Below are 23845 nucleotides of genomic sequence, written 5' to 3'. Positions count from 1 at the left end.
AAATAACACCTTAGCAGATATGACAGAGACGGACATTTTTCGTTAATACTCATGGTGTTGGATATCCAGTAATGATTTTATACCCTGTTGGCATTGAAGGATCTCTCGCAATGATAATTCTAGCATTAGTCACTGAAGAGACGTTTGTAGAACCACGAGAGACACTAATACCAATCGGTACATTGGATTGATAATCAATCTCTAAATATCCTTTCTGGCTACCAGAAAGATAACTATCGATTTTAGCCTGATTACTATCAATGGCCTTGCTTGTGACTGCTTCAGCAGTAGCCCTATCTGTGAATGAGGACGCTGATTTAACATTACCCGTTGACACTCTATTTAATAACTCCGCTTCTGTTTTTCCAACATGCCTATCGATTAGGTGTCCACCTGCCGCTTCATGAGCAGCTAATCCCCCACCAGGAACTATTGAGCTACTCGATCCGCTTGGTAACTTAGTAACCTCACTATCAGGTATTTTTTTGCCCGGCAGGAACAGTCCCGCCAACATCCCACCTGTGGCTTCCAGTGCAAGCTGGTTACCTTGAGCAGCTTCTTTCACCTGCCCAGCAACCGCTTCCCAGGTTTCACTCTTCATCAGAGCTTTCAGCGTATCTGCCGCAGCCTGATTTTTACCCGCCAGATCGTTTAATGCCTGGGTGCAGTAACTGTCGCCCATCGCGCAGGAGGTAAGCGCCATCGCCGCATCAGCGCCATAATCTGCCCCACCTAATACCGCATCACCCGTATCTGCCGCCGCACCGATAATGCTGTTAACAATAGCAGAGAGTGTCCCTTCGCCAAGTTTATCCCTGACCTGATCCTTCATATTTCCAGCAATCTGCTTAACAGAGTCGCGGGCTTGATCTCCACTCAATGAGTTGTTGGTAACCACCACCTGCCCGGTCTGGGCACCCGCAATAACATCCGCTGTGCTGTTACCCATCAAGCCACCCGCTAACCCTGCCGCCAATGTCGCCAGGGCCGTGATCGTCTGTTTCTCTGTCTCGCTCAACTCGCTAACCGGTTTACCGTAGGCATTGATTGCAATCATACCCATCAGTTCACCCGTGACTGCACCACCCGCACCCACCAACGCATTATTGCCTTGGGCAGCCGCGAGGGCAGCGTTCACAGCAGCATGAGCCAGGGTTCGTGCCGCAGGATCATCCCGCAGGCTATCGGCAATGATATTGGTGATGTAAGGTGCGCTCGCACCCGCCAACGCTTTCGACAGGTCTCCCCCGGCCAAGCCCTGCACCGCTGCCGTCGCCGCCTGTACCACGCGCTGGATTTTACCCCCTGTCCCAAAGCCAGACTCATTAAACGCCTGGTTATACGCCGTCTGGTAGATGTGGCCGTTGATATCCTCTGCGGTCGCCGTCTTGCCTGGGTTCGCTTTCTCCCACTGCGTTTTGGCCGTTTCGCGATCTTTAGCCGTCACGTTCTGCATCTTCTCGTTCGCCGCTCTGGTGGCTTCGATCTGCCCCTGCGTCCGCACGATATCACCGACCTGATTGCCGATTTCGCCAATGAGCTGCGCTTCTTTCAGCCGGTTTTGTTCTTTTTCGAGGTCGAAGATTTTGTCCAGACCCGGATTCGCATTCTCGACATCCCGGCTCAGGTCGCCAACATCCTGAGTCTGCTTGTCTTTGTCACGGATGGTGATCGTACCATCACTCACCGCCGACTGGGTCGTTGAACTCGCGCTGCCGCTGCTGTTCACCCCGGTCAGCAGACCGTTCGCCATATTCCCCGCGAACTGTGAACCTATCGGGCCAGCGCTGCTGATGCCCACGCTCTGGTGCTCGGTCTTGAACTCCGCCTGGTTCTCGATATTCCCGAACCCCAGCGTGCCGGTATCCAGTGTATTCTTGTCCGCCGTCGCCGTCGAGCCAATGACCGCCCCGTTGAGCTGGGTATGCTCACCCACGGTAATGTCGAACCCGCCTTTTCCCGCGAACACCCCGGTCTGCTCCTGCACCGAGTCATAATTGCTGCGCAGTTTGTCACGGCTCAGGTTCACACTGCCTGACCCCGTCATCGAGCCGAACGTGAAACTCCCGCCAGCACTGGCGTTCTGCTGCTTCGCATCGTAGTTGTCGCTGTCCTGTTCACTGGTTAGAGTCAGGTTGCGTCCCACATCCATCGTTACCTTCTCGCCGCTCACCTGCGCACCCGTCAGGGTGGTGTCGCGCCCGCTGGTGATGTTCAGGTTGTTACCGGCGTTGAGCGTGCTCTCGCTATGCGTCACTCCGTTACCCGTTTCGCTGCCCTTGCCTTTGTTGGCACTGGCCGACACGCTGATACCCCAGCCCCCCTGACCCGCACCAATGCTGACACCAACGCTCCCCCCCTTACTCTCGTTTTTACCCTCAAGCTGAGAGGTGTTCTCGGCAGAAACCAGGTTGACATCCCGTGCCGCATTCAGCGTGATGTCTTTTCCGGCCTGCAGTTGGCTACCTTGGACGTTGATATCGCTCCCAGTGGCCTGAATGTTCAGATTGTTGCCCGCCGTCAGGGTGCTGCCCTGTCTCTGCGTCTGGCTGGCGTGCTGTTCTGATTTTGATGATTGGCTGCCATAGGATAGGCTGACACCTATGGCGTTCTGGTCTGCGGCATTTTCTGAGGCCAGAACACTGCCCTGTGCCGCCTGGACACCGCTCAATGCCGCTTTCATGCCCTGCAACGCCGCCAAGCGGCCATCGGTCTCCTTGGTCGCCTCGTTGGCAGTTGTCGCTGCCGTATTTAACGCACTGCCCACCGTACCCGACAGCGCCAACGTCAACCCGCTCTGTTTCTGTTCAACGCTGTGGCTCTGGCTACTCTGGTTCTCAACCGCCAGAATATTCACTTCTTTACCCGTCAGGCTGATGTCTTTCCCTGCCAGCAGGTCCGAGCCTTTCACCGTCAGAGCATTGCCTGCGTTTAACGTCACGTTACCCTGGGTGCTGCCTATCGTACTGCCGGTGTGGCTGATGCTGTTCTCGGTGTCGGTGGTTTTCAGGCTTTGCGTACCATAGCTGAAACCAATCCCACCGGTGCCGGAGAGGCCGGATTTCTTGCTCTGGCTCGCCGCACTCGACTGATACTGGTTTTCTGCCGTATCTACAGTGATGTTGTTCTTCGCCGTCAGTGAGATATCGTCGGTAGCCACAATACTGCTGCCTTGCACATTGATATCCTTGCCACTGTGCAGGATCACTTCCTGGCCGCTCAGCAGGCTGCCATTGGCCGTACTGCTGTGCTCTTCACGCTGATAGGCACTCTGTTTGCTGCTGAGGAACCCTTTACTGCTGCCGCTGCCCTGCTGCGTCAGATGCTGTTCATCCTGACTGGCATTCAGCGAGATATCCCCGGCGGCCTTCAGCCCTATCGTCCCTTTCTCACTTTGCAACGTGCTGCCTTGTAACAGGATGTCCCCCTGTTCAGCGATCACCGTTACCCCCTCTTTGGCGCTGAACAGGCTACCGTGAGAAGTATCGCTGGTGATCTCGCTCTGGCGCTGACTTTGCGATTTGCCCACCTTGTTCTGTTCGCTGTCGATGTCGCTTACCTGCTGGCGGGCTTCTTTAATCGTCACCTGCTGTGCGCTCAGCCCAATACCGCCTGATGCACTTTCCACCTGTGCCCCTTCGGCCACAACGTTGCCGCCCGCCAGGAGTGTGACGCCATTGTCACCGCGTAATCCGCTGGTGTGCAGCGTGTCCGCCTGGCGACTGTTGCTCACCGTCGAGGTGCGGCTATTGGCGTCCAGATGCGTGCTGTTGGTGGTGGTGTCTGCCAGTAACGAGACATTGCCTCCCGCCTGCACCTGCGTTTTGCCCCCGGCACTGGCCTGGCTGCCTTGCAGAGTAATGTCCTGGCCCGCTTTCAGGCTGAGATTGCCGCCCGCCGTCAGGCTGCTGCCCAACGCCTGCTGCCATTCACCGCTGACCTGGGCCTTCCGCTCCCCGGCCTCTTCCATCCCTTCGCGTTTACGGTTGCCCATCGCCCCGGAGATCACGCTCACATCTGCCGTAGTGCTGCTGCGCGCGGTGGTGATGTTAATGCTATTGCTGGCACTCAGGCTGAGGTTTTCGGTGGCGCTCAGCTTCGCGCCTTGCAGGCTGATATCGCCACCGCTCAGGCTGAGTTCACGCGCACTCATGCTCGCCTGGCGCAAGGCATCTTGCAGGTTGGTACTCAGGCTGATGCTGTCGGCCTGCACATTGATGGTGTCTGCACGAAGTTCGCCCCCTTGGTGCAGGAACGTGCCGGTATCAATACTCATGGCTTTGTCGGCAAACAGGTTGCCCGCATTGCTGAGGCTGCCGGTGGATAACTGGAGGTTGCCCCCGGCAATCACTGCGCCATCGCCCGTCACACGGATCGTACTGTTGGCCAGATAGACTTTCGGTACCCACACAGTCTGCGGCCCCTCGGCCGTCTCTACCGTTTCGCTCACCAGCCAGACGATATCCTGCTGCAAGGCGGCAATCTGTGACGGCGTGAGCGCGACACCAGGCACCAGATGGAAATCTTCCGCCACCAAGGTAGCGTTATTCATCAGCGCCTGGTATTGCGCCATCGCATCGTCACCCTTCAACGATGGGCGGCCGGTCAGCATCAGCAATTGCTCACGTACCACCCGTTGCTCGTAGTAACCGTCTCCCAGGCGTTTGTGCACCTGGCTTGGGTCATACCCCACGCGTTGCAACAGATAGTCGCTGCTGAGGAAATTGTTTTTGTTGGCAAAACGTGGGTCGGTCACCACCAGGAACGGACTGTTGGCCGCCGGTTGCTGGCGGAACAGGCCATTGTTGGGAATAGTCGTTGCCACTCTGGCCAGATGCTGTTTGTCTGTTAACGCCAATTCACCGGGCGTCAGCGGCCTGCTACCTGCGGCCAAACCGGTATCCGCAGCCTGCCAAGCTCCACCATCAACGTTCACCGCCAGCGGGTTGCGTTCCCATTCGGCTCGCTCGGCCGCCGCAGCATTCTGCGCGGCTTCTACAGTGCTGATTTGTGCCTGGTTGACCGTGGTGTTTTCCAGATGTGCACCGCCGATCGTCACGTTGCCGTAGCCGCTGATGACGCCGTCAATGGTCATCAGGGCGGTGGTTTCATCCAGATTATAGGTTGGGTACCAGTGAGTTTCCGCTCTGTCGTAGTGATCGACGATAAACTCCTGCCGCCGCTCATTCACCGAATAGCCGCGGTTGATGATGTTGGCAGTGCCATCAATCGTCAGGTTCCCATTGGAACTGAGGGTGCTGGCGTCATTCAGCAATTGCTCACCAATATGCAAAGCCATGTTACCGCCGGAGAGCAGGGTCGCCCCAACGCCAGCCGAGACCAATTTGTCGCGGGTCACGGTGCCGGTCGCCGTGCGCTCGCGGAGGTTGTTGTAGTCGGTCACAAACGGCGCGGCGGCGATATCGATATGCAACTCAGGGCTCCACTGCTCCACCCGGCCCCGATCATGCTCCCGCCATACCGTGTTGTGATAAGGGGTCGGCACCGTATTCTGCCGGAAGCCACGCGTTTCATAGAACGTCATGGCATAACTGCCATCAGCATTCGGGATCAGCGCCAGGTAGTTGACCCACAGGCTGACCAGTTGGCCCTGATTGTCCTTCACCTGAACTTCCGCTCGCTGGGTGGCAGCGTCAATATTGAGCAGGGTGCCATACGGGTTGCTCGCTGCTGCGGCATCATCGCGGAAGGTCAGTTGCTGAGTGGTCGGGGCCATAGAGGCCAGATCGGTATTCACTCCGGAGCCATAAGAACGCCAATAGTAGTTGTAACGGTGCCAACTGTACTCACTGCTCTCCGCGTCACGTGCTATCTCCAGCCCTTCACGCAGGTTGTCGACGCGTTTAGCGGTCAGAGTCAGGTCCCCTTCCGCTTCAATATTGCTGGCACGGTTTTCAATCCAATCGCCGCTGGCCAGTTGCAACGTTCCGGCGCTGTAAATCAGTGCGCCGTCGCGGTTGGTCAACCGCTCGCCGGTTATCAAGCTGATGTTTTCCGTGGCGGCCATCAGCGCTGTGCGGCCATGGTTGTCGATGATCCGGCTATTGACCGCCAGATTATCCGCCATCAGCGTGGTCTGGTTATCCAGGCTATCGGCATTAAGGGTCAACGTATCGGCTTCGATGCGCCCCTGATTGGTCAACGCCCCGGTGGTCAGATGCAGTTGGTTACCCACCAGGCTGGCCAAGTTGTTTAAATGAGCGCTGTAAAGCGTCAGATCGCCCGGCAGTAACCAATCCGCCAGGTTGGTGAACACGCCTGCGACGCTGAAGATCACTGCGCTGTTGCTGCTAATGGTGTCCCCGGCGCGGTGGGTGTAATCCTGCTGCACGCTCAGTTGCAACGCCTGCTGGCTGAGCAACGTGCCCCATTGGTTATCCAGCCAGTGGGTCGCGACCGTTAATGCTCCGCCGCTCTGGATATTACCGCCCTGGTTAAACAGCGACAGAGATCCGCCGCTGATGCTCAGCGCGTGATTGGCGAGCAGAGTTCCCTGGCGGTTATCCAGTGAATCCAGCTGCGACAGAGTCAGGGTTCCTGCACTCTGCACGCGTCCGGCGGTGTTATCCAGCGTGCGCGTATTCACGTCGGTCTGCGTGGTGCCGATCAGCAGGCCTCCGTCGCGGTTGTTCACCTGTTGGGCATTCACGGTCAATGCACCCTGGCTGCTGATAATTCCTTGGTAGCGGTTATCCACGCTATCGCCGTTGAGCGTCAGCGCCTGGCTGGAGACCAGTTGGCCCGCCTGGTTATCCACGCTGCCACCGCTCAGGGTAAGGGCACCGCCGCTGTGGATTTTCCCCTGCTGATTATTGAGGGTGCTGAAATGATAATCGCCTGCGCCTTGGCTGATCACCATACCTGTGGCGTTGTCCAACTGGTTGGTCGTAAGCTGGAGGCTCCCCAGGCTGCTGATCACCCCTTGAGCGTTCAATAAACGATCGGCCGAGATCTGTTGCGCCTGATTGGCACGCAGCGTGCCCTGGGTATTATCCAAAACGCCAGAAAGCTGCAGATTGAGCTGCTGCTGGCTGTCAATCACACCTTGGGCGTTCAGCAGTTGTGCAGCGGTGATCTGCATCCCTTCGCCACTTTGCAGTTTGCCCAGGCGGTTATCCAGCGTGTCGTTTAGCGTTAATTGCAGCTGTTTCTGGCTATAGAGCAGGCCATGTTGCTGGTTATCAATGCCCTGAGCCTGGATCCATAACTGCTCCCCCGCCAGCAGTTGCCCACCCGCGTTGTGTAGCACCCCGGCAGGCGTAGCGTTGGTGAGCCCTTGCAGCCACAGGCGAGCTTGCGCACTGATCTTCCCACCCTGGTTGGTGATGTCTTGCGCCGTGTGCAGCACCAGATTGGCAGCAGATTGCAATGTGCCGTATTGGTTATTCCACGTGGTAACGGTTAAATCAGCATCCTGCTGGCTAACGACTTCACCCTGTTGGTTATCAAAACCTTGGCTGATTGCCGTCAGCGTGCCCAGGCTGCCAATCCACCCTTGGGTGTTAAAGATATTCTCGGCCTGCAAGCGCTGTGCCCACTGGCTGATGATGTGGCCGTTGCGGTTAAAGGTGTCGCAGATAACTTGGGTGAAAAGCAAGCTACCGCACTGCTTTGACAGCCTTGTCTGCACGTTTTTATAGTACCAGTAAGGTCATCCTCTTCCATTAGCTGTTTGCCAAACAACCTTGTAATACCGATGGCCCTCAGCACGGCCTTGAGCAAACATATTCAAATGGCTACTGGCAATAAAATCTCGATAATGCGAAGTGCCTCCAGACTTTCGCAAATAGTCTCCATAAACATTAAACCAACGTAAAAAACACCTTATAATGTTTACTCACTACTAAAGGGAACGAGCTATAGTGTGCTGAACATACTTGACCAATGGTTCCCTCACGATGAGTTTCCCTGACCAACTTTTATTACTACGCAAGGCGGCCAACCTGACACAACAGCGGTTAGCCGATAGTGCGTGCATACATGTGAACCAGATACGCCGCTATGAAGCTGGAATAGCGCAACCTACCTTAGACGCCCTGATACGGTTAGCTAAAGTGCTACATGTTTCACTGGATGAGCTGGTGTTTGGCAGGCATGAAGGCAGCCTGTTTGATGATTTACATCAACAGTTTGAAGCCGTCTGCCATATGCCAGAAAAAGAGCGCGAAGTTATCAAGGCCATATTAGATGGCATGATCCTGAAGTATCAGACAACGAGATAAATAAGCGCGGCTGAAACGGGAGGCAACCCGCAACAGCCGCTAACCACCGCAACTAAAAGGAGTAGTTACCATGGCTAGAGCAGATTCTACGTCAGAACCCGCCACACCCCAAGCGCGTAAAAGCGTGGTCGGTTACCGCACCAACGGCGGCAGGCCGAACCCGCTGCCGCAACTGACCATCAAGGGAAGATGGCTGGAACAGTGGGGTTTTACGCGCGGTCAACCGGTGAGCATTACCGCCGAACACGGCCAGTTGATTATCCGCACCACGCCCGCCATGGAGGGGAGCGCATGAACATCACTTTTACCCCTCAACCGACCCCGGAACTGACGCTGGCAGGCGGCACGTTGGCCGCATTGGGATTTACCCCCGGCACGCCGTTACAACTGACGCTCCAGGATCACCGGCTGTGGATCACAGTCGTCACCGATGACGATACCTGGGAAGCGCTGTGCGAAGCCAGCCAAGACCGTCCCGACTTGGGCGCGGATTGGGTGAGAGATAACGGCGAGCTGATTATCGGCGGCGACTGGCTCACCGAGTCCGGCATTGCCAACGCTGAACAACTGGAGGTGACCGCTGCGCCGGGAGTGATCCGGTTGCAACGGCGAGAAATGGATATTTTCAAAGCGTAAAAAGCGAAAACCCCGGCCACTTGGCCGGGGTTAGAAGAACTACGGATCAATAAAAATCCTGATCTATGTGACCTTCTGCTTTCAGGATCTCAAGGAACCTTTTATAGGCGGTTTCATCACGTTCAATAAGATCATCCAGCAATTTTTCTTTTATCAAAGCCCAATACTGAATGCTCTTCGCATTATTTTCAAAATATATTGCGCTGAAGTTTATTTCTGGATCAATTATAGATACTTTGCTTGCTCTATATGCAAGCAAACCACCATAGTTTTGTGGAAGTCCATAGAAATATGTCTCGTCACCAAACCAATAAATAGCAAAAACATTTATGATAGTCCCATCTGGCTCTTTTATTTTCATTTAACCTGCCCTTTAATATTCTCGATCACATCTGCCGGGTTAGAGTTAACCCTCTGAGGAGTATCAATTTTCATATCGTAGGCTTTACCAGTAGTAGAGTTGTACTGATAATGAACAGTAATTGATTCTCCCTTAGCATTTTTCTGGACTACCTGCATTTTTTGGAATCCTGCACTTGCAGGAAAACGAGGGTCATTATTCATACCGATCAGCTTTTCACCTGCTGCCGGATTTTCCTGCACCTGCTTCCAAACTATTTGTTCATTTAGATCCCTTGGTATTGCTGATTGTTTACCCGGCTTGGCCGTCGATATTTTCTCCGCAGCACTGATCAGGATCTTATTCGAGATAACACCCGTTGCCTTACCAACCAGCGATAAAGCTTTTTCTGCCGGGATCGACGTCAACAGCGCCAGTGCATAATCCTTCGCTTCTTCCGCTGTCAGCAATGCCATGATGGTATCGGAGCCAGGGTTGTTGCTCAGAATGGCTTTGATAATATCAGCCCCTTCCGGCAAATCACCTTTTACCATCCGGGCCAGATCGGCCTGTATTTGCTCTGGTGGCAGGTTCTTGTCCTGAGCATACTGCACGTAAGAGGCAACGGATTGAGTGTAATCAGCCATGCCTTTGCCGAACCCTTCCAGACCGCTCAACGCATTATTTTCCGCAACAACGTGCTCCGTCGTGAAGTTGACTGCCGCAACCACTTTTTCCCTGTGCCGTCAGTCAGTTACAACAACTTTTCGCCAGTACATTTTCACACCGCCAACTTTTTGCCCCGACGCGACTTTTACGCCCGGTATCACACTTTTCCCAGCACTGTTAAAGAGCAACTGCTCCCACATCATAGCAGCGGCGTCAGCCGCTGCCATTACCGCTTTTCCGGTTTTCTCCGCGGCGGGAGGCGGCGCACAGCGGCCTTTGGCTGTGCGACGCCGAACCGCCTGCCAGGTGCGGGGCGGCGAGCCTCCGCAAGGGCCGGAACGGCGCTCTGTTGCACACCTGCCCAAGCCGGGTTTTGACTTTGTATGACCACACAGAACCGGGGCGGGCGCGGAAGCTGGCGAGGCGGGAACGAGCAAGGAGGAACGACTGCGAGCCGCCGCAGCCAGACGCAGCCGGGCGGGCATAAAGCCCTTCAAGCGGAGGCCGCCAGGCCGACAACCCTGTTGACGTTGACCTTGATGTTGAAGAAGAACACTGTCGCCAACAGCGGCGGGAGCCTGCGAGCGGCGCGCCACACCGAGCTTGCCGTTAACGATGCCAAGGAAGATTGCCCAGCCCGCAACCGACGCCGAACCTGCCCGCTGCGGGGGCGCACGACATAACGCAGATTATGCGTATACGGCCCGCTGGCTGGGCTTTAGATAGGGTTTACTGCCCGTCGGGACGGGTGCGCATAATCTCCCGCGTTATGTTTAATGACCGAACGGCCAGCAGCGTGATCAACAGAGAGCACCGCCGCTCAACGCTGGCCGGGCGGGCATTGACCCCCGCACACACGGAAGCCGAACAGGGCAGGAGGTGCGCCGCGCAGGCGCCGAGGGAACACACAGAAGAGAACGGCGCGCCTGCTGCCTGAGCACTCGCCAACGCACTCACAGAGAACGAGCTAGCTTTGCAGGCTGTCCGGCGGCACCGTTGCCGCGTCCGGCTCCAGGCTCTCCGGCGGCTCCACTGCGTCCGCCTGCTCCGCCGGATGGGTCGACGCATGAACCGCCTGCAACGCACGGATACTCACTTGCGTGTAGATTTGCGTCGATTCGATACTCGCATGACCCAGCATCGCCTGTATCCACCGGATATCTGCGCCATTCTCCAACATCTGCGTCGCCATCGCATGCCGGAACAGGTGACAACTGCCCCAACGGCTGATCCCCGACGCCACGATATATTCCTTGGTCACGATAGTGACGCCGTTCGGCGTCAGCCCGGCCACACCGTCCAGCGCCACGAACAGCGCCGTCACCTCGGGATTGACCAACAACTGCGGCCGCACCTGGTGCTGATAATGCAGCACCCACTTTAGCGCCCGTTCCCCGATGGGGATAACCCGGTCTTTCTTCCCCTTGCCCTGCCGGATGGTCACTGTTCTTCGGCTGCCGTCCACCGCGTGCTGGTCAAGCCCGGCCACTTCCATGCGCCGCATCCCCGTTGACCACAACAGCTCCAGCAACGCCCGGTCACGTATCCCTTTCAACGTGCCGATATCCGGCAACGCCAACACCTGCTCCACTTCTTCTACGCTCAGGATATGGCGCGGCAGCCGCTTCTCCAGCCTCGGCAACACCAGACCCGATGCCGGGTCGGCCAACAGCAGATGGCTGCGCGTCATCCAGGCGAACCACACCACCAACGGCCCCAACTGGCTCCGCTGCGTCCGGCTGCTCAACGGCTCGCCGTCCGGTTTGCGGTAGGTGAACAGATACCGCTGATAACGTTCCAGGATGGGCAAGGTGATTTCTTGCGGATAGTGCAGCCCGCGTTCAGCGGCCCACAGGATAAAGCGGTATTGATGATGGGTTTGGGTCTTCAGCGTGGTTTCCGACCAGTTACGCTCTCTGCGCCACTTCACGAACCGCAGCAGCAGCGCATACAGGCTTTTGGGGTCATGCGCCGGGCCAACCGGCTTACGGTAGACTTCATCCACGGTCAGCAGCGCATCGGCGCGGGGTCTGCGGTAGGCCATTACTCACCTCCAACAGCAGGGGCAACAGTCCGTTTATTTTTTCCCTTTATTACGGTGTTTGAGGCAACCCCGACCGCTTCCACCACCAAGCCTTGTCCTGCCTGGCTCGAAGCCACTTTTTCACCTGCCGACTGACCACCGACCCCACCCCGACCAGAGGCCGACCGTTCTACCTCAGACCCCGACCGGTTCTCTTTGCCCTCATCCACGCCGTTTAGGGTGGGCGATGGGGAAGCCGCACGTTTATTTTTTCCCTTGATTACTCTATCCGGCGCAACCCCAACCACTTCCGCCGCCAAGCCTTGCTCTGCCTGACATGAAGGCACTTTTTCACTCTCCGACTGACCGCCGACCCCACCCCGACCAGGGGCCGACTGTTCTACCTCAGACCCCGACCGAGACGCTTCGCACACCTCCAACAAGCCGCACAGATGCGCCGCGCCGTTGTCTTCACCGTCCCACAACAGCCCGTATTCATAGGTTAAGCCACGCCGGAACACGACCAGGTACTCCATCTCCAGCAGCCGCGCCAGATGCACCTTGAGCTGTGTATCACCCCACTGTAACGCCGCCCGCACATCCCGCCGCGTGAACCGCACCTCGTCCGCTTGCAGTGCCTGCTGTTCGGCGCGGCCCTTTATCCAGTCCCGCAGCAACACCAACAGCTTGCGGGTTTGTGGTGGCATTTCGTCCAGCGTCCGCCCCAGCACCTCATGCGCCAACCGGTTCGCCAGCGCGATATCTGACCGCGCCACCTCGATATATTCCAGCCATTCACCGCGATGCTGTACCCGCTTCACCTCCCGTTGGTATTGGTGCAACAGCGCGATGCTCTGTATCAACGTCAGATACTTCATATGGTCGCGCCGGGTGCGGGTTTTGTCCGATAAGAACGTCAGTTGTTCCGCATACGGATTCACCACCTTCAGCGGCCGCAACAGCCGCTGTGCATTCTGGTGCAACCGCGTCAGATAGCCTTTTTCATTCGCCGCCAGCAACCCTTCCAGCGTTTGATGATGCCGCTGCAAGGCGTGGATGGCCTGCGTCTGCTCCCGCGATTCGTTCACCGTCAGCACCAGACAGCGATTCAACAGTTCTTCATCCACATCGATAGCCGTGGTGGTCAGCATCAGCATCACCGGGCCTTGCACCTTGTATTCCCGCGTCACCAGTTCGCCGCTCTGCTCGTTCTTCCCGGTGGAGGCGATTTTCAACTCCCCGTCCGACTGCAACAGCTTCAGCGCATACGCCGCCTGGCGAACACCTTCTTCCTCTGCAATGGCCAGTATCTTGTGCGAGAGCGAGGTTTCCCCCAGGTAATACAGGCTCTGCCCGGTCATGGCCGAGTACTGGACGCGCTCTTCTTCCGGCATCAGGTTCAGCACCGCATCCATCAACGACGATTTCCCCGCCGCCGAGCTGCTCTGTATCAGCACCGCCAATGGCCTGTCCAGTTTGCGACTCACCGCCGCCAGATACCCGGTCAGCAGGTTGGAGGATTCGCCCACCACACCACACGATGCCAGGTCATTCACCACCCGTTCAGCCAGCCGTGCATCTTTCAGCAGTGCCAGCGCCGCCGCTTCATCCTCAGTACTCAACGCCACCCCGGCAGGTGCGGCCAACTCTACCGCCTGCCGCGCCTCGTCCTGTTTCTGCTCCAGCAACAGCAGCAACCGGCCAGCCTCGCGCTTGATAACCGCCAACTCACAGCCCAGCTCAACCACGGCCACGTTGATAAAGCCCTGCCGCTGTTTGGCGTGGTACATGTCCAACTGGTCAACATGGAACGCGCCGCTGGCTTCATCTCGCACCTGGACGTTCACCTTCATCACGTCCGGCACCGTATTCTTTTGCCAGCCGCGCACCCGCCACACACGCGGGCCGCAGCGCATCAACAGCTCACCCGCTGCCGTGACTTCGCCGGGGATAGGCGCGGTTTCAGCCGACAACGGCGCAACCTGCACGCCCGGCAAGGCGGCTAAAGAAGAAGGGGTGTCCGGCCCCGGTGTTTCCTGCACGAACACCGCCCCCGGCCCGGTTCCATGGCCCATCCACGCGGCTTGTTCCAGTGCCAGCCCCAGCGCCTTTTCAGGATTGCCGCTTTTCAGCGCATACGCATTCGCATCCAACCCTTGCGGGAACCGTACCCGCCACGCTTCGATCCCCAGCTCCAGCAGTTCACCGGCGACGGCTTCCGCACCCCGATCCCCGGCCTCGTCCCGATCGAAGGCGATCAACACCCGCTTCACGCCGTGATACTGCAACGCCGCCAGATGATCTGCCGTAAAGCCGTTGCAGCCATAGGCCGCGATCACATTGCGGAACCCGGCACACCAGAAGGTCATGGCGTCGATCAGCGCTTCACACAGGATCACTTCTGACGAGGCTTTCAGCGCCGGTTCATTCCACACCCCGACCAGCGGCGACGGCAGATACAGGTGTTTGGGATTACCCTTGATGATCTTGTAATCCGGTTGGGTGCGACGGCCATACAGTTGCAGCACCCGGCCACGGCTGGCAACGTTCGCCGACTCCGCCCAGCCGATCACCGGCATCACCACGCAGCCCCGGAAGTGATCCTGACGCGTAGCCTCGCGCAAGATCCCTACCTGCGCCAGCCGTTCCCGCAGCCGCTGACCGTCTTTGCTGTTTTTCGAGGGCAACACCCCGGCACTGCCGCCGATACCGTGATTACCCGCGAACCCCAGCCGGAAGTGGCTCACCAGTTCAGGGTGATCCAGCCCACGGCTCACCAGCCATTCTTGCGCCTCCGGCGACTCAAGTAACTGCTGGTGATAGAAGTCGATCACCTGGTTAAGCAGCGCCTGGCCATCATCATCCAGATCGGCCAGTTTGGGGCGCACCACAGGCGGCGAAGCAGGAGAAGGGGCTACGGCCTTCACCGCAGCGACAGTAAACGGCGACAGCCCCGCCAGCTCTTTTAGCCGCAGCAGCCCACTCAGGAAGTCCAGATATTCGGTTTTCATCAACCAGTCCAGCACCGAACCCGCTGCGCCGCAGCCGAAGCAGTGATACAGGTTCTTTTCAGGCGAGATCACACAGGACGGGGTTTTCTCCCGGTGGAACGGGCACAACGTCACATAGTCCTTGCCCTGGCGTTTCAGCTCACGCCGCTGGCTTTGTGCCACCTTCAACAGCGACACATCACGCTTCAACTGCTCCAGACCTTCCGGGGTGATCCTGCCCATTTCGCTGCTCCTGTAAAACCCGTCAAGACTTATTTAATATACTTTTAAAGTACACTATAATATACTTTCGTCAAGTCTACTTAACGAGGGGGGTTAGTATCATGGGTAACATTCATTACTGGTTAACCACCATGAGCTTCTCCCAACGTATTGTTGCCTTGCGCAAGCAGCGCGGATTGACCCAGCAAGGTCTGTCTGATGCTACCGGCATCCATGTTCAACAGATTAAGCGCTACGAAGCCGGTAGCTCTTTACCTACTGCCGATGCCCTTAAGAAGCTGGCGATTGTCCTGCATGTCACCTCGGACTTTTTATTGTTTGAACCCGGAGAACGTGAGCCAGAAGACGATATGAAGCTGCGTTTTGAGGCCGTGGCCGCCATGTCTGAGGAAGATCGGGAGGTCGCTAAAGCGGTGCTGGATGCGATGATTGTGAAGAGCCAGGTCACGCAGACCGTGGCGCGAGTCGGTAAAACGGCGGCTAAAGAGAAGGGATAAGTGATTTAACGCGGGGCTGAGGTGTTACGAGCACCCCAACCCCGCTCACCACCGCAACTAACAGGAGTAGTTACCATGGCTAGAGCAGATTCTACGTCACAACACGCCACACCCCAAGCGCGTAAGAGCATTGTGGGTTACCGCACCAACGGCGGCAGGCCGAACCCGCTGCCGCAACTGACCATCAAGGGGAGATGGCTGGAGCAGTTGGGCTTCACCACCGGACAGAGGATCGAAGTGATCACTGAGCCAGGGCAGTTGATCATCCGACTCGCAGTAGAAGCATAACTCGCTGACTTATAAATTAAAATCCCGGCACCAAGGCCGGGATTTTACTTCTATATAGCTTCTTGATTAGGAAGTTTGTCGAGCACGCTGTTGACAGTTCCTTTCTTTAAAATAGTTTTTTTAGCAGTGCTGCCATAATCTGAACTATATACCAAACACTCTTCATCGTTATCTTTAGGATAATAAAATAGATAAAAGCCGGCGTCTGATATCTCAAGAGGGCTTAAAAACACACCTAATGCTTCAGAAGCAGGTAGTTCCAGATCATCAGGATCACCATTAAGAAGTATTCCATGTGAATGAGCCAACTGTGTTATCAGCTCAGAAGCACTTCCTGATAAAGCTAATCCGGTACTCTTACAACTATTTATTTCTTGCTGACTATCTTTTAAATAATTCATAGCCATATGTAACGTATAGTTTGATCCTTTCGATGGATATATTTCATCCTCGATAAAAAAACCAAAAAGTCCGTACTTCCAGTAATTATCTTCTGTTTTTTCCAAAAGCTCATAAAAAACAGCAAATTCAAAAGGTTGTCCAAAGATCATTTTTTAGCCTTTAATTCTTTGATTTCTTTATTAAAACTACCAAGCTCTTTGTTACCCAAAGCATTTTTACCATCACCAGTGCTGCCGCTCCAATGATAAGTACCAGAGCCATCTTTGCTAGTGTTAAAGAATCGATGAATATTTCCATCACTATCAATTGATAGTCTTATCTTGGGATCTTTTGTAGCAATCGAATTCTCGAAGAGCACTAAAGAATTCTTTGGTTCTACACCTGCACTAGGTCTAGAACCAGCCGCACCTGGTGTATGTTTAGGATTTGATTCAATTTTAAATCCATTTTTTGCAACTGTTGCTGCGGGGATTGGCAATCTATTATCTGCTTTACCCAGGCCACCTGTAACAGCAGCCATCGCTGCACCAGCCAGTATTTCGGCTTTCTGACTATCCAGGCCATACAAGGTCTGAAGCCGTTGAGCAAATTCAGTGCTGTTGACGATCCCTGATTCATCCATCTGCTGCATCAGCAAGACCGATAAATCGTTCTTCATTGCCCACGGAATATCTTCACCCAGCGCTCTATCGATCGCTTCATGAACCAGCATACTGTTAGCCGGGATATCACCGTATTTCTCTCTACAGGCCGCTGCATCCGAAGCACAGGTAACAATTAACTCATTACGTTGCTTCAGACTCAGATCTTCCATTTCCTTCACGATCTGACCGCAGTCACCGCGAGCTTCACACCCTTTCGCTCTCGCTGCAAAATCATCTATCTGTTTGGCGCTCAGATAGTTATTCTCCACAACAACGTGCTCCGTCGTGAAGTTGACCGCCGCAACCACTTTTTCCCTGTGCTGTCAGTTAGTTACAAGCCCATTTCGCCAGTGCATTTTCACACGCGCAACTTTTTGCCCCGACGCGACTTTTACGCCCGTGACGCCATTTTCCCCAACCTGTTAAAGAGCAACCGCACCCACATCATAGCAGCGGCGTCAGCCGCTGCCATTACCGCCTTTCCGGGTTTTCATCGCGGCGGGAGGCGGCGCACAGCGGCCTTTGGCTGTGCGACGCCGAACCGCCTGCCAGGTGCGGGGCGGCGAGCCTCCGCAAGGGCCGGAACGGCGCTCTGTTGCACACCTGCCCAAGCCGGGTTTTGACTTTGCATGACCACACAGAACCGGGGCGGGCGCGGAAGCTGGCGAGGCGGGAACGAGCAAGGAGGAACGACTGCGAGCCGCCGCAGCCAGACGCAGCCGGGCGGGCATAAAGCCCTTCAAGCGGAGGCCGCCAGGCCGACAACCCTGTTGACGTTGACCTTGATGTTGAAGAAGAACACTGTCGCCAACAGCGGCGGGAGCCTGCGAGCGGCGCGCCACACCGCACTGGCCGTTAATGATGCCAAGGAAGATTGCCCAACCCGCAACCGACGCAGAACCTGCCCGCTGCGGGGGCGCACGACATAACGCAGATTATGCGTATACGGCCCGCTGGCTGGGCTTTAGATAGGGTTTACTGCCCGTCGGGACGGGTGCGCATAATCTCCCGCGTTATGTTTAATGACCGAACGGCCAGCAACCCAACCAACAGAGAGCACCACGGTTTAACGCTGGCCGGGCGGGTATTGACCCCCGCACACGTCGAGGCTGACCAGGGCAGGAGGTGCGCCGCGCTGCGGCTTAGGAACGTACAGAAGCGAACGGCGCGCCTGCTGCCTGAGCACTCGCCAACGCACTCACAGAGAGCGAGCTAGCTTTACAGGCTGTCCGACATCACCGTTACTGCGTCCGGCTCTTGACTGTCCGCCTGCTCCGCCGGATGGGTCGACGCATGTACCGCCTGCAACGCCCGGATACTCACCTGTGTATAGATTTGCGTGGACTCGATACTGGCATGGCCCAACATCGCCTGTATCCACCGGATATCTGCGCCATTCTCCAACATCTGCGTCGCCATCGCATGGCGGAACAGGTGGCAACTGCCCCAACGGCTGATCCCCGACGCCACGATATATTCCTTGGTCACGATGGTGACACCGTTCGGCGTCAACCCGGCCACACCGTCCAGCGCCACGAACAGCGCGATAACCTCCGGGTTCACCACCAGGTGTGGCCGCACCTGGTGCTGATAGTGCAGCACCCACTTTAGCGCCCGTTCTCCTATCGGGATCACCCGATCTTTCTTCCCCTTGCCCTGCCGGATAGTGACGGTTCTTCGGCTGGCGTCAACTGCGTGCTGGTCAAGCCCGGCCACTTCCATACGCCGCATCCCCGTTGACCACAGCAGCTCCAGCAACGCCCGGTCACGCAACCCTTTCAGCGTGCCGATATCCGGCAACGCCAGCACCTGCTCCACTTCTTCTACGCTCAGGATATGGCGCGGCAACCGCTTCTCCAACCTCGGCAACACCAGACCCGATGCCGGGTCGGCCAACAGCAGATGGCTGCGCGTCATCCAGGCGAACCATACCACCAACGGCCCCAACTGGCTCCGCTGCGTCCGGGTACTCAGTGGTTCGCCATTCGATTTACGGTAGGTGAACAGATACCGCTGATAACGTTCCAGGATCGGCAAGGTGATCTCCTGCGGGTAGTGCAACCCGCGCTCATGAGCCCACAGGATGAACCGGTATTGATGATGAGTCTGGTTTTTCAGCGTGGTTTCCGACCAGTTACGCTCTCTGCGCCACTTCACGAACCGCAGCAGCAGCGCATACAGGCTTTTGGGGTCATGCGCCGGGCCAACCGGCTTACGGTAGACTTCATCCACGGTCAGCAGCGCATCGGCGCGGGGTCTGCGGTAGGCCATTACTCACCTCCAACAGCAGGGGCAACAGTCCGTTTATTTTTTCCCTTTATTACGGTGTTTGAGGCAACCCCAACCGCTTCCACCACCAAGCCTTGTCCTGCCTGGCTCGAAGCCACTTTTTCACCTGCCGACTGACCACCGACCACACCCCGACCAGAGGCCGACCGTTCCACCTCAGACCCCGACCGATTCTCTTTGCCCTCATCCACGCTGTTTAGGGTGGGCGATGGGGAAGCCGCACGTTTCTTTTTTCCCTTGATTACTCTATCCGGCGCAACCCCGACCACTTCCGCCTCCAAGCCTTGCTCTGCCTGACATGAAGGCACTTTTTCACTCTCCGACTGACCGCCGACCACACCCCGACCAGGGGCCGACTGTTCGACTCCAGACCCCGACCGAGACACTTCGCCCACCTCCAACAAGCCGCACAGATGCGCCGCGCCGTTATCTTCACCGTCCCACAACAGCCCGTATTCATAGGTTAAGCCACGCCGGAACACCACCAGGTACTCCATCTCCAGCAACCGCGCCAGATGCACCTTAAGCTGCGTGTCACCCCACTGTAACGCTGCCCGCACATCCCGCCGCGTGAACCGCACCTCGTCCGCTTGCAGTGCCTGCCGCTCGGCGCTCTCCTTTATCCAGTCCCGCAACAACACCAACAGCTTGCGGGTTTGTGGTGGCATTTCGTCCAGCGTTCGCCCCAGCACCTCATGCGCCAACCGGTTGGCCAGCGCGATATCGCTTTTGGCCACCTCGATATATTCCAGCCATTCCCCCCGGTGCTGCACCCGCTTTACCTCCCGCTGGTACTGGTGCAACAGCGCGATGCTCTGTATCAACGTCAGATACTTCATATGGTCGCGCCGGGTGCGGGTTTTATCGCTCAGGAACGTCAGCTGTTCCGCATACGGATTCACCACCTTCAGCGGCCGCAACAGCCGCTGTGCGTTCTGGTGCAACCGGGTCAGATAGCCTTTTTCACTCACCGCCAACAGCCCTTCCAGCGTTTGATGATGCCGCTGCAACGCATGGATGGCCTGCGTCTGCTCCCGCGATTCGTTCACCGTCAGCACCAGGCAGCGGTTCAACAACTCTTCATCCACATCGATGGCCGTGGTGGTCAACATCAGCATCACCGGCCCCTGCACCTTGTATTCCCGCGTCACCAGTTCGCCGCTCTGCTCGTTCTTGCCCGTCGACGCTATCTTTAGCTCCCCGTCCGACTGCAACAGCTTCAACGCATACGCCGCTTGCCGCACCCCTTCTTCTTCTGCGATGGCCAGTATTTTATGCGACAGCGAGGTTTCACCCAGGTAATACAGGCTTTGCCCGGTCATGGCTGAGTATTGGATACGCTCTTCTTCCGGCATCAGGTTCAACACCGCATCCATCAACGAGGATTTTCCCGCCGCCGAGCTGCTCTGTATCAACACCGCCAACGGCCTGTCTAGCTTGCGCGACACCGCCGCCAGATACCCGGTCAGCAGGTTGGAGGATTCACCCACCACGCCGCACGACGCCAGGTCATTCACCACCCGTTCAGCCAGGTTAGGGGATTTCAGCAGTGCCAGCGCCGCCGCTTCATCCTCGGCACTCAACGCCACCCCGGCAGGTGCGGCCAGCTCTACCGCCTGCCGCGCCTCGTCCTGTTTCTGCTCCAGCAACAGCAGCAACCGACCTGCCTCACGCTTGATAACCGCCAACTCACAGCCCAGCTCGACCACGGCCACGTTGATAAAGCTCTGCCGCTGTTTGGCGTGGTACATGTCCAACTGGTCAACATGGAACGCGCCGCTGGCCTCATCCCGCACCTGAACATTGACCTTCATCACGTCCGGCACCGTGTTTTTCTGCCAGCCCCGCACCCGCCACACACGCGGGCCGCAGCGCATCAACAGCTCACCCGCTGCCGTGACTTCGCCGGGGATAGGCGCGGTTTCAGCCGACACCGGCGAAGCCTGCACGCCCGGCAAGGCGGCTAAAGAAGAAGGGGTGTCCGGCCCCGGTGTTTCCTGCACGAACACCGCCCCCGGCCCGGTGCCGTGGCCCATCCAGGCCGCTTGTTCCAGCGCCAGCCCCAGCGCTTTCTCCGGGTTACCGCTTTTCAGCGCATAGGCATTCGCATCCAGCCCTTGCGGGAACCGTACCCGCCACGCTTCGATCCCCAGCTCCAGCAGTTCACCGGCGACAGCTTCCGCACCCCGATCCCCGGCCTCGTCCCGATCGAAGGCGATCAACACCCGCTTCACGCCGTGATACTGCAACGCCGCCAGATGATCTGCCGTAAAGCCGTTGCAGCCATACGCGGCGATCACATTGCGGAACCCGGCACACCAGAAGGTCATGGCGTCGATCAGCGCTTCACACAGGATCACTTCTGACGAGGCTTTCAGCGCCGGTTCATTCCACACCCCAACCAGCGGCGACGGCAGATACAGGTGTTTGGGATTACCCTTGATGATCTTGTAATCCGGTTGGGTGCGACGCCCATACAGTTGCAGCACCCGGCCACGGCTGGCAACGTTCGCCGACTCCGCCCAGCCGATCACCGGCATTACCACGCAGCCCCGGAAGTGATCCTGACGCGTAGCCTCGCGCAAGATCCCTACCTGCGCCAGCCGTTCCCGCAGCCGCTGACCGTCTTTGCTGTTTTTCGAGGGCAACACCCCGGCACTGCCGCCGATACCGTGATTACCCGCGAACCCCAGCCGGAAGTGGCTCACCAGTTCAGGGTGATCCAGCCCACGGCTCACCAGCCATTCCTGGGCTTCTGGCGACTCAAGGAGTTGCTGGTGATAGAAGTCGATCACCTGGTTAAGCAGCGCCTGGCCATCATCATCCAGATCGGCCAGTTTGGGGCGCACCACAGGCGGCGAAGCAGGAGAAGGGGTTACGGCCTTCACCGCAGCGACAGTAAACGGCGACAGCCCCGCCAGCTCTTTCAGCCGCAGCAGCCCACTCAGGAAGTCCAGATATTCGGTTTTCATCAACCAGTCCAGCACCGAACCCGCTGCGCCGCAGCCGAAGCAGTGATACAGGTTCTTGTCAGGCGAGATCACACAGGACGGGGTTTTCTCCCGGTGGAACGGGCACAACGTCACATAGTCCTTGCCCTGGCGTTTCAGTTCACGCCGCTGGCTTTGTGCCACCTTCAACAGCGACACATCACGCTTCAACTGCTCCAGATCTTCCGGGGTGATCCTGCCCATTCCGCTGCTCCTGTAAAACCCGTCAAGACTTATTTAATATACTTTTAAAGTACACTATAATATACTTTCGTCAAGTCTACTTAACGAGGGGGGTTAGTATCATGGGTAACATTCATTACTGGTTAACCACCATGAGCTTCTCCCAACGTATTGTTGCCTTGCGCAAGCAGCGCGGATTGACCCAGCAAGGTCTGTCTGATGCTACCGGCATCCATGTTCAACAGATTAAGCGCTACGAAGCCGGTAGCTCTTTACCTACTGCCGACGCCCTGAAGAAGCTGGCGATTGTCCTGCATGTCACCTCGGATTTTTTATTGTTTGAACCCGGAGAACGTGAGCCAGAAGACGATATGAAGCTGCGTTTTGAAGCGGTGGCCGCCATGTCTGAGGAAGATCGGGAAGTCGCTAAAGCGGTGCTGGATGCGATGATTGTGAAGAGCCAGGTCACGCAGACCGTGGCGCGAGTCGGTAAAACGGCGGCTAAGGAGAAGGGATAAGTGATTTAACGCGGGGCTGAGGTGTTACGAGCACGTCAACCCCGCTCACCACCGCAACTAACTGGAGTAGTTACCATGGCTAGAGCAGATTCTACGTCACAACCCGCCGCACCCCAAGCGCGTAAAAGCGTGGTCGGTTACCGCACCAACGGCGGCAGGCCGAACCCGCTGCCGCAACTGACCATCAAGGGCCGCTGGCTGGAACAGTTAGGTTTTACCCAGGGCCAGCCGGTGAGCATTACCGCTGAACATGGCCAACTGATTATCCGCACCACGCCCGCCACGGAGGGTAACGCATGAACGTCACCTTTACCCCTGAACCGATCCTGGAGTTGATGATTGAAGGCGCTACGTTGGCCAGGCTCGGATTTACCGCTGGCACCCCGCTGCAACTGACGCGCCAGCATCACCGGCTCTGGATCACTGTCGTCACCGACGAAGCCACCTGGGAAGCACTGTGCGAAGCCAGCCAAGACCGTCCCGACTTGGGCGCGGATTGGGTGCGGGATAACGGCGAAGTGATTATCGGCGGCGACTGGCTCACCGAGTCCGGCATTGCCAACGCTGAACAACTGGAGGTGACCGCTGCGCCCGGTGTGCTCCGGTTGCAACGGCGGGAAGTGGAAGTTTTTAGGGCATAAAAGCAAAATCCCGGCCAGCTTGGCCGGGGTTCCTAAAGCCAAGGGTTAAGAAATAGACATTTTATCCAAGATTTTACCTATTTTTTCCAACAAAACAGCTACTTCCTCTTTTCCTGAACCAATCCTGGTTTCAAATTCAGCTATATCAATTCCATTGCAAATTTCATTAAGCGCTGCGTTTAATATCAACAACTCACTTTCCGTGATGTTTAACTCGGCGTAATCTTTTGCTACTGATAATAAATCCAT

At 56.9% G+C, this 23845-nt stretch carries 19 protein-coding genes; 9 read left to right on the top strand and 10 right to left on the bottom strand.

Annotated elements, in window-relative coordinates:
* Positions 1 to 49 precede the first annotated feature (49 nt).
* Complete coding sequence (locus ACX9GT_RS02595; protein WP_473189686.1) at positions 50 to 7618, bottom strand: hemagglutinin repeat-containing protein; 7569 nt, start codon at positions 7616 to 7618, stop codon at positions 50 to 52.
* A 301-nt stretch (positions 7619 to 7919) separates the two neighbouring features.
* Here ACX9GT_RS02595 and ACX9GT_RS02590 point away from each other — a divergent pair, with 301 nt between their 5' ends.
* The 3 genes from ACX9GT_RS02590 to ACX9GT_RS02580 all read left to right on the top strand — a co-directional run bounded on the left by ACX9GT_RS02590 (position 7920) and on the right by ACX9GT_RS02580 (position 8879).
* Complete coding sequence (locus ACX9GT_RS02590; RefSeq protein WP_473189685.1) at positions 7920 to 8243, top strand: helix-turn-helix domain-containing protein; 324 nt, start codon at positions 7920 to 7922, stop codon at positions 8241 to 8243.
* Between the two features lie 70 nt (positions 8244 to 8313).
* Entirely contained in the window at positions 8314 to 8538 is a 225-nt protein-coding gene (locus tag ACX9GT_RS02585) for a SymE family type I addiction module toxin (protein ID WP_473189684.1), read from the top strand.
* A complete protein-coding gene (locus ACX9GT_RS02580) occupies positions 8535 to 8879 on the top strand; it encodes a SymE family type I addiction module toxin (protein WP_473189683.1) in 345 nt (114 codons plus the stop codon). Before ACX9GT_RS02585 ends, ACX9GT_RS02580 begins: the two co-directional genes overlap by 4 nt.
* A 46-nt stretch (positions 8880 to 8925) precedes the next feature.
* Here ACX9GT_RS02580 and ACX9GT_RS02575 read toward each other — a convergent pair whose 3' ends face one another.
* From ACX9GT_RS02575 to ACX9GT_RS02560, 4 genes are all read right to left on the bottom strand, one after another.
* Positions 8926 to 9240, bottom strand: a complete 315-nt coding sequence (locus ACX9GT_RS02575; protein WP_473189682.1) for a hypothetical protein — start codon at positions 9238 to 9240, stop codon at positions 8926 to 8928.
* Complete coding sequence (locus ACX9GT_RS02570) at positions 9237 to 9950, bottom strand: hypothetical protein (RefSeq protein WP_473189681.1); 714 nt, start codon at positions 9948 to 9950, stop codon at positions 9237 to 9239. The genes ACX9GT_RS02575 and ACX9GT_RS02570 overlap by 4 nt, the downstream gene beginning before the upstream one ends.
* A gap of 905 nt (positions 9951 to 10855) precedes the next feature.
* A complete protein-coding gene (gene xerC / locus ACX9GT_RS02565; protein ID WP_473189680.1) occupies positions 10856 to 11932 on the bottom strand; it encodes a site-specific tyrosine recombinase XerC in 1077 nt (358 codons plus the stop codon).
* Positions 11932 to 15144: a CHC2 zinc finger domain-containing protein gene (locus tag ACX9GT_RS02560; protein WP_473189679.1), complete on the bottom strand. Its 3213-nt coding sequence runs from the start codon at positions 15142 to 15144 to the stop codon at positions 11932 to 11934. Before ACX9GT_RS02560 ends, xerC (ACX9GT_RS02565) begins: the two co-directional genes overlap by 1 nt.
* A gap of 131 nt (positions 15145 to 15275) precedes the next feature.
* Between ACX9GT_RS02560 and ACX9GT_RS02555 the strand changes: the two genes are divergently transcribed.
* Positions 15276 to 15641 carry a helix-turn-helix domain-containing protein gene (locus ACX9GT_RS02555; protein WP_473191487.1) on the top strand — a complete coding sequence of 122 codons (366 nt, stop codon included), beginning with the start codon at positions 15276 to 15278 and terminating at the stop codon, positions 15639 to 15641.
* 75 nt (positions 15642 to 15716) lie between these two features.
* Positions 15717 to 15929 (top strand): SymE family type I addiction module toxin, encoded by a 213-nt coding sequence (locus ACX9GT_RS02550; protein ID WP_473189678.1) that lies wholly within the window; start codon positions 15717 to 15719, stop codon positions 15927 to 15929.
* Between the two features lie 50 nt (positions 15930 to 15979).
* Here ACX9GT_RS02550 and ACX9GT_RS02545 read toward each other — a convergent pair whose 3' ends face one another.
* Both ACX9GT_RS02545 and ACX9GT_RS02540 read right to left on the bottom strand, forming a co-directional pair.
* Positions 15980 to 16480, bottom strand: coding sequence for an immunity 42 family protein (locus ACX9GT_RS02545; RefSeq protein ID WP_473189677.1), 501 nt, complete (start codon positions 16478 to 16480; stop codon positions 15980 to 15982).
* The gene (locus tag ACX9GT_RS02540) at positions 16477 to 17244 is read right to left on the bottom strand and encodes a hypothetical protein (RefSeq protein ID WP_473189676.1); all 768 of its coding nucleotides are present in this window, start codon (positions 17242 to 17244) and stop codon (positions 16477 to 16479) included. The genes ACX9GT_RS02545 and ACX9GT_RS02540 overlap by 4 nt, the downstream gene beginning before the upstream one ends.
* A 360-nt stretch (positions 17245 to 17604) precedes the next feature.
* On the opposite strand from ACX9GT_RS02540, the gene ACX9GT_RS02535 reads away from it, so the two are divergent.
* Positions 17605 to 17904, top strand: coding sequence for a hypothetical protein (locus tag ACX9GT_RS02535; protein ID WP_473189675.1), 300 nt, complete (start codon positions 17605 to 17607; stop codon positions 17902 to 17904).
* Between the two features lie 289 nt (positions 17905 to 18193).
* Here ACX9GT_RS02535 and xerC (ACX9GT_RS02530) read toward each other — a convergent pair whose 3' ends face one another.
* A complete protein-coding gene (gene xerC, locus ACX9GT_RS02530) occupies positions 18194 to 19246 on the bottom strand; it encodes a site-specific tyrosine recombinase XerC (protein ID WP_473189674.1) in 1053 nt (350 codons plus the stop codon).
* Entirely contained in the window at positions 19246 to 22458 is a 3213-nt protein-coding gene (locus ACX9GT_RS02525) for a CHC2 zinc finger domain-containing protein (protein WP_473189673.1), read from the bottom strand. Before ACX9GT_RS02525 ends, xerC (ACX9GT_RS02530) begins: the two co-directional genes overlap by 1 nt.
* A 131-nt stretch (positions 22459 to 22589) precedes the next feature.
* Between ACX9GT_RS02525 and ACX9GT_RS02520 the strand changes: the two genes are divergently transcribed.
* The 3 genes from ACX9GT_RS02520 to ACX9GT_RS02510 all read left to right on the top strand — a co-directional run bounded on the left by ACX9GT_RS02520 (position 22590) and on the right by ACX9GT_RS02510 (position 23596).
* Complete coding sequence (locus ACX9GT_RS02520) at positions 22590 to 22955, top strand: helix-turn-helix domain-containing protein (RefSeq protein WP_473191487.1); 366 nt, start codon at positions 22590 to 22592, stop codon at positions 22953 to 22955.
* Positions 22956 to 23030: 75 nt separating this feature from the next.
* On the top strand, positions 23031 to 23255 hold the full coding sequence (locus tag ACX9GT_RS02515) for a SymE family type I addiction module toxin (protein WP_473189672.1): 225 nt from the start codon (positions 23031 to 23033) through the stop codon (positions 23253 to 23255).
* Positions 23252 to 23596, top strand: a complete 345-nt coding sequence (locus ACX9GT_RS02510; RefSeq protein WP_473189671.1) for a hypothetical protein — start codon at positions 23252 to 23254, stop codon at positions 23594 to 23596. Before ACX9GT_RS02515 ends, ACX9GT_RS02510 begins: the two co-directional genes overlap by 4 nt.
* A gap of 45 nt (positions 23597 to 23641) precedes the next feature.
* Here the strand turns inward: ACX9GT_RS02510 and ACX9GT_RS02505 are convergent, their stop codons facing one another.
* Positions 23642 to 23845, bottom strand: a complete 204-nt coding sequence (locus ACX9GT_RS02505; protein ID WP_473189670.1) for a hypothetical protein — start codon at positions 23843 to 23845, stop codon at positions 23642 to 23644.

Source organism: Serratia sp. YWN4, assembly GCF_055790845.1.
This window is presented reverse-complemented; position numbering and strand designations above follow the sequence as displayed.

Excerpts from the sequence above, each read along its gene's own strand:
- ACX9GT_RS02505 (WP_473189670.1), bottom strand. The coding sequence starts at position 23,845 with ATGGATTTATTATCAGTAGCAAAAGATTACGCCGAGTTAAACATCACG.
- ACX9GT_RS02525 (WP_473189673.1), bottom strand. The coding sequence starts at position 22,458 with ATGGGCAGGATCACCCCGGAAGATCTGGAGCAGTTGAAGCGTGATGTG.
- ACX9GT_RS02585 (WP_473189684.1), top strand. The coding sequence starts at position 8,314 with ATGGCTAGAGCAGATTCTACGTCAGAACCCGCCACACCCCAAGCGCGT.
- xerC (WP_473189680.1), bottom strand. The coding sequence starts at position 11,932 with ATGGCCTACCGCAGACCCCGCGCCGATGCGCTGCTGACCGTGGATGAA.
- ACX9GT_RS02510 (WP_473189671.1), top strand. The coding sequence starts at position 23,252 with ATGAACGTCACCTTTACCCCTGAACCGATCCTGGAGTTGATGATTGAA.
- ACX9GT_RS02580 (WP_473189683.1), top strand. The coding sequence starts at position 8,535 with ATGAACATCACTTTTACCCCTCAACCGACCCCGGAACTGACGCTGGCA.
- ACX9GT_RS02590 (WP_473189685.1), top strand. The coding sequence starts at position 7,920 with ATGAGTTTCCCTGACCAACTTTTATTACTACGCAAGGCGGCCAACCTG.
- ACX9GT_RS02515 (WP_473189672.1), top strand. The coding sequence starts at position 23,031 with ATGGCTAGAGCAGATTCTACGTCACAACCCGCCGCACCCCAAGCGCGT.
- ACX9GT_RS02560 (WP_473189679.1), bottom strand. The coding sequence starts at position 15,144 with ATGGGCAGGATCACCCCGGAAGGTCTGGAGCAGTTGAAGCGTGATGTG.
- ACX9GT_RS02545 (WP_473189677.1), bottom strand. The coding sequence starts at position 16,480 with ATGATCTTTGGACAACCTTTTGAATTTGCTGTTTTTTATGAGCTTTTG.
- ACX9GT_RS02575 (WP_473189682.1), bottom strand. The coding sequence starts at position 9,240 with ATGAAAATAAAAGAGCCAGATGGGACTATCATAAATGTTTTTGCTATT.
- ACX9GT_RS02520 (WP_473191487.1), top strand. The coding sequence starts at position 22,590 with ATGAGCTTCTCCCAACGTATTGTTGCCTTGCGCAAGCAGCGCGGATTG.
- xerC (WP_473189674.1), bottom strand. The coding sequence starts at position 19,246 with ATGGCCTACCGCAGACCCCGCGCCGATGCGCTGCTGACCGTGGATGAA.
- ACX9GT_RS02555 (WP_473191487.1), top strand. The coding sequence starts at position 15,276 with ATGAGCTTCTCCCAACGTATTGTTGCCTTGCGCAAGCAGCGCGGATTG.
- ACX9GT_RS02535 (WP_473189675.1), top strand. The coding sequence starts at position 17,605 with ATGACCACACAGAACCGGGGCGGGCGCGGAAGCTGGCGAGGCGGGAAC.
- ACX9GT_RS02550 (WP_473189678.1), top strand. The coding sequence starts at position 15,717 with ATGGCTAGAGCAGATTCTACGTCACAACACGCCACACCCCAAGCGCGT.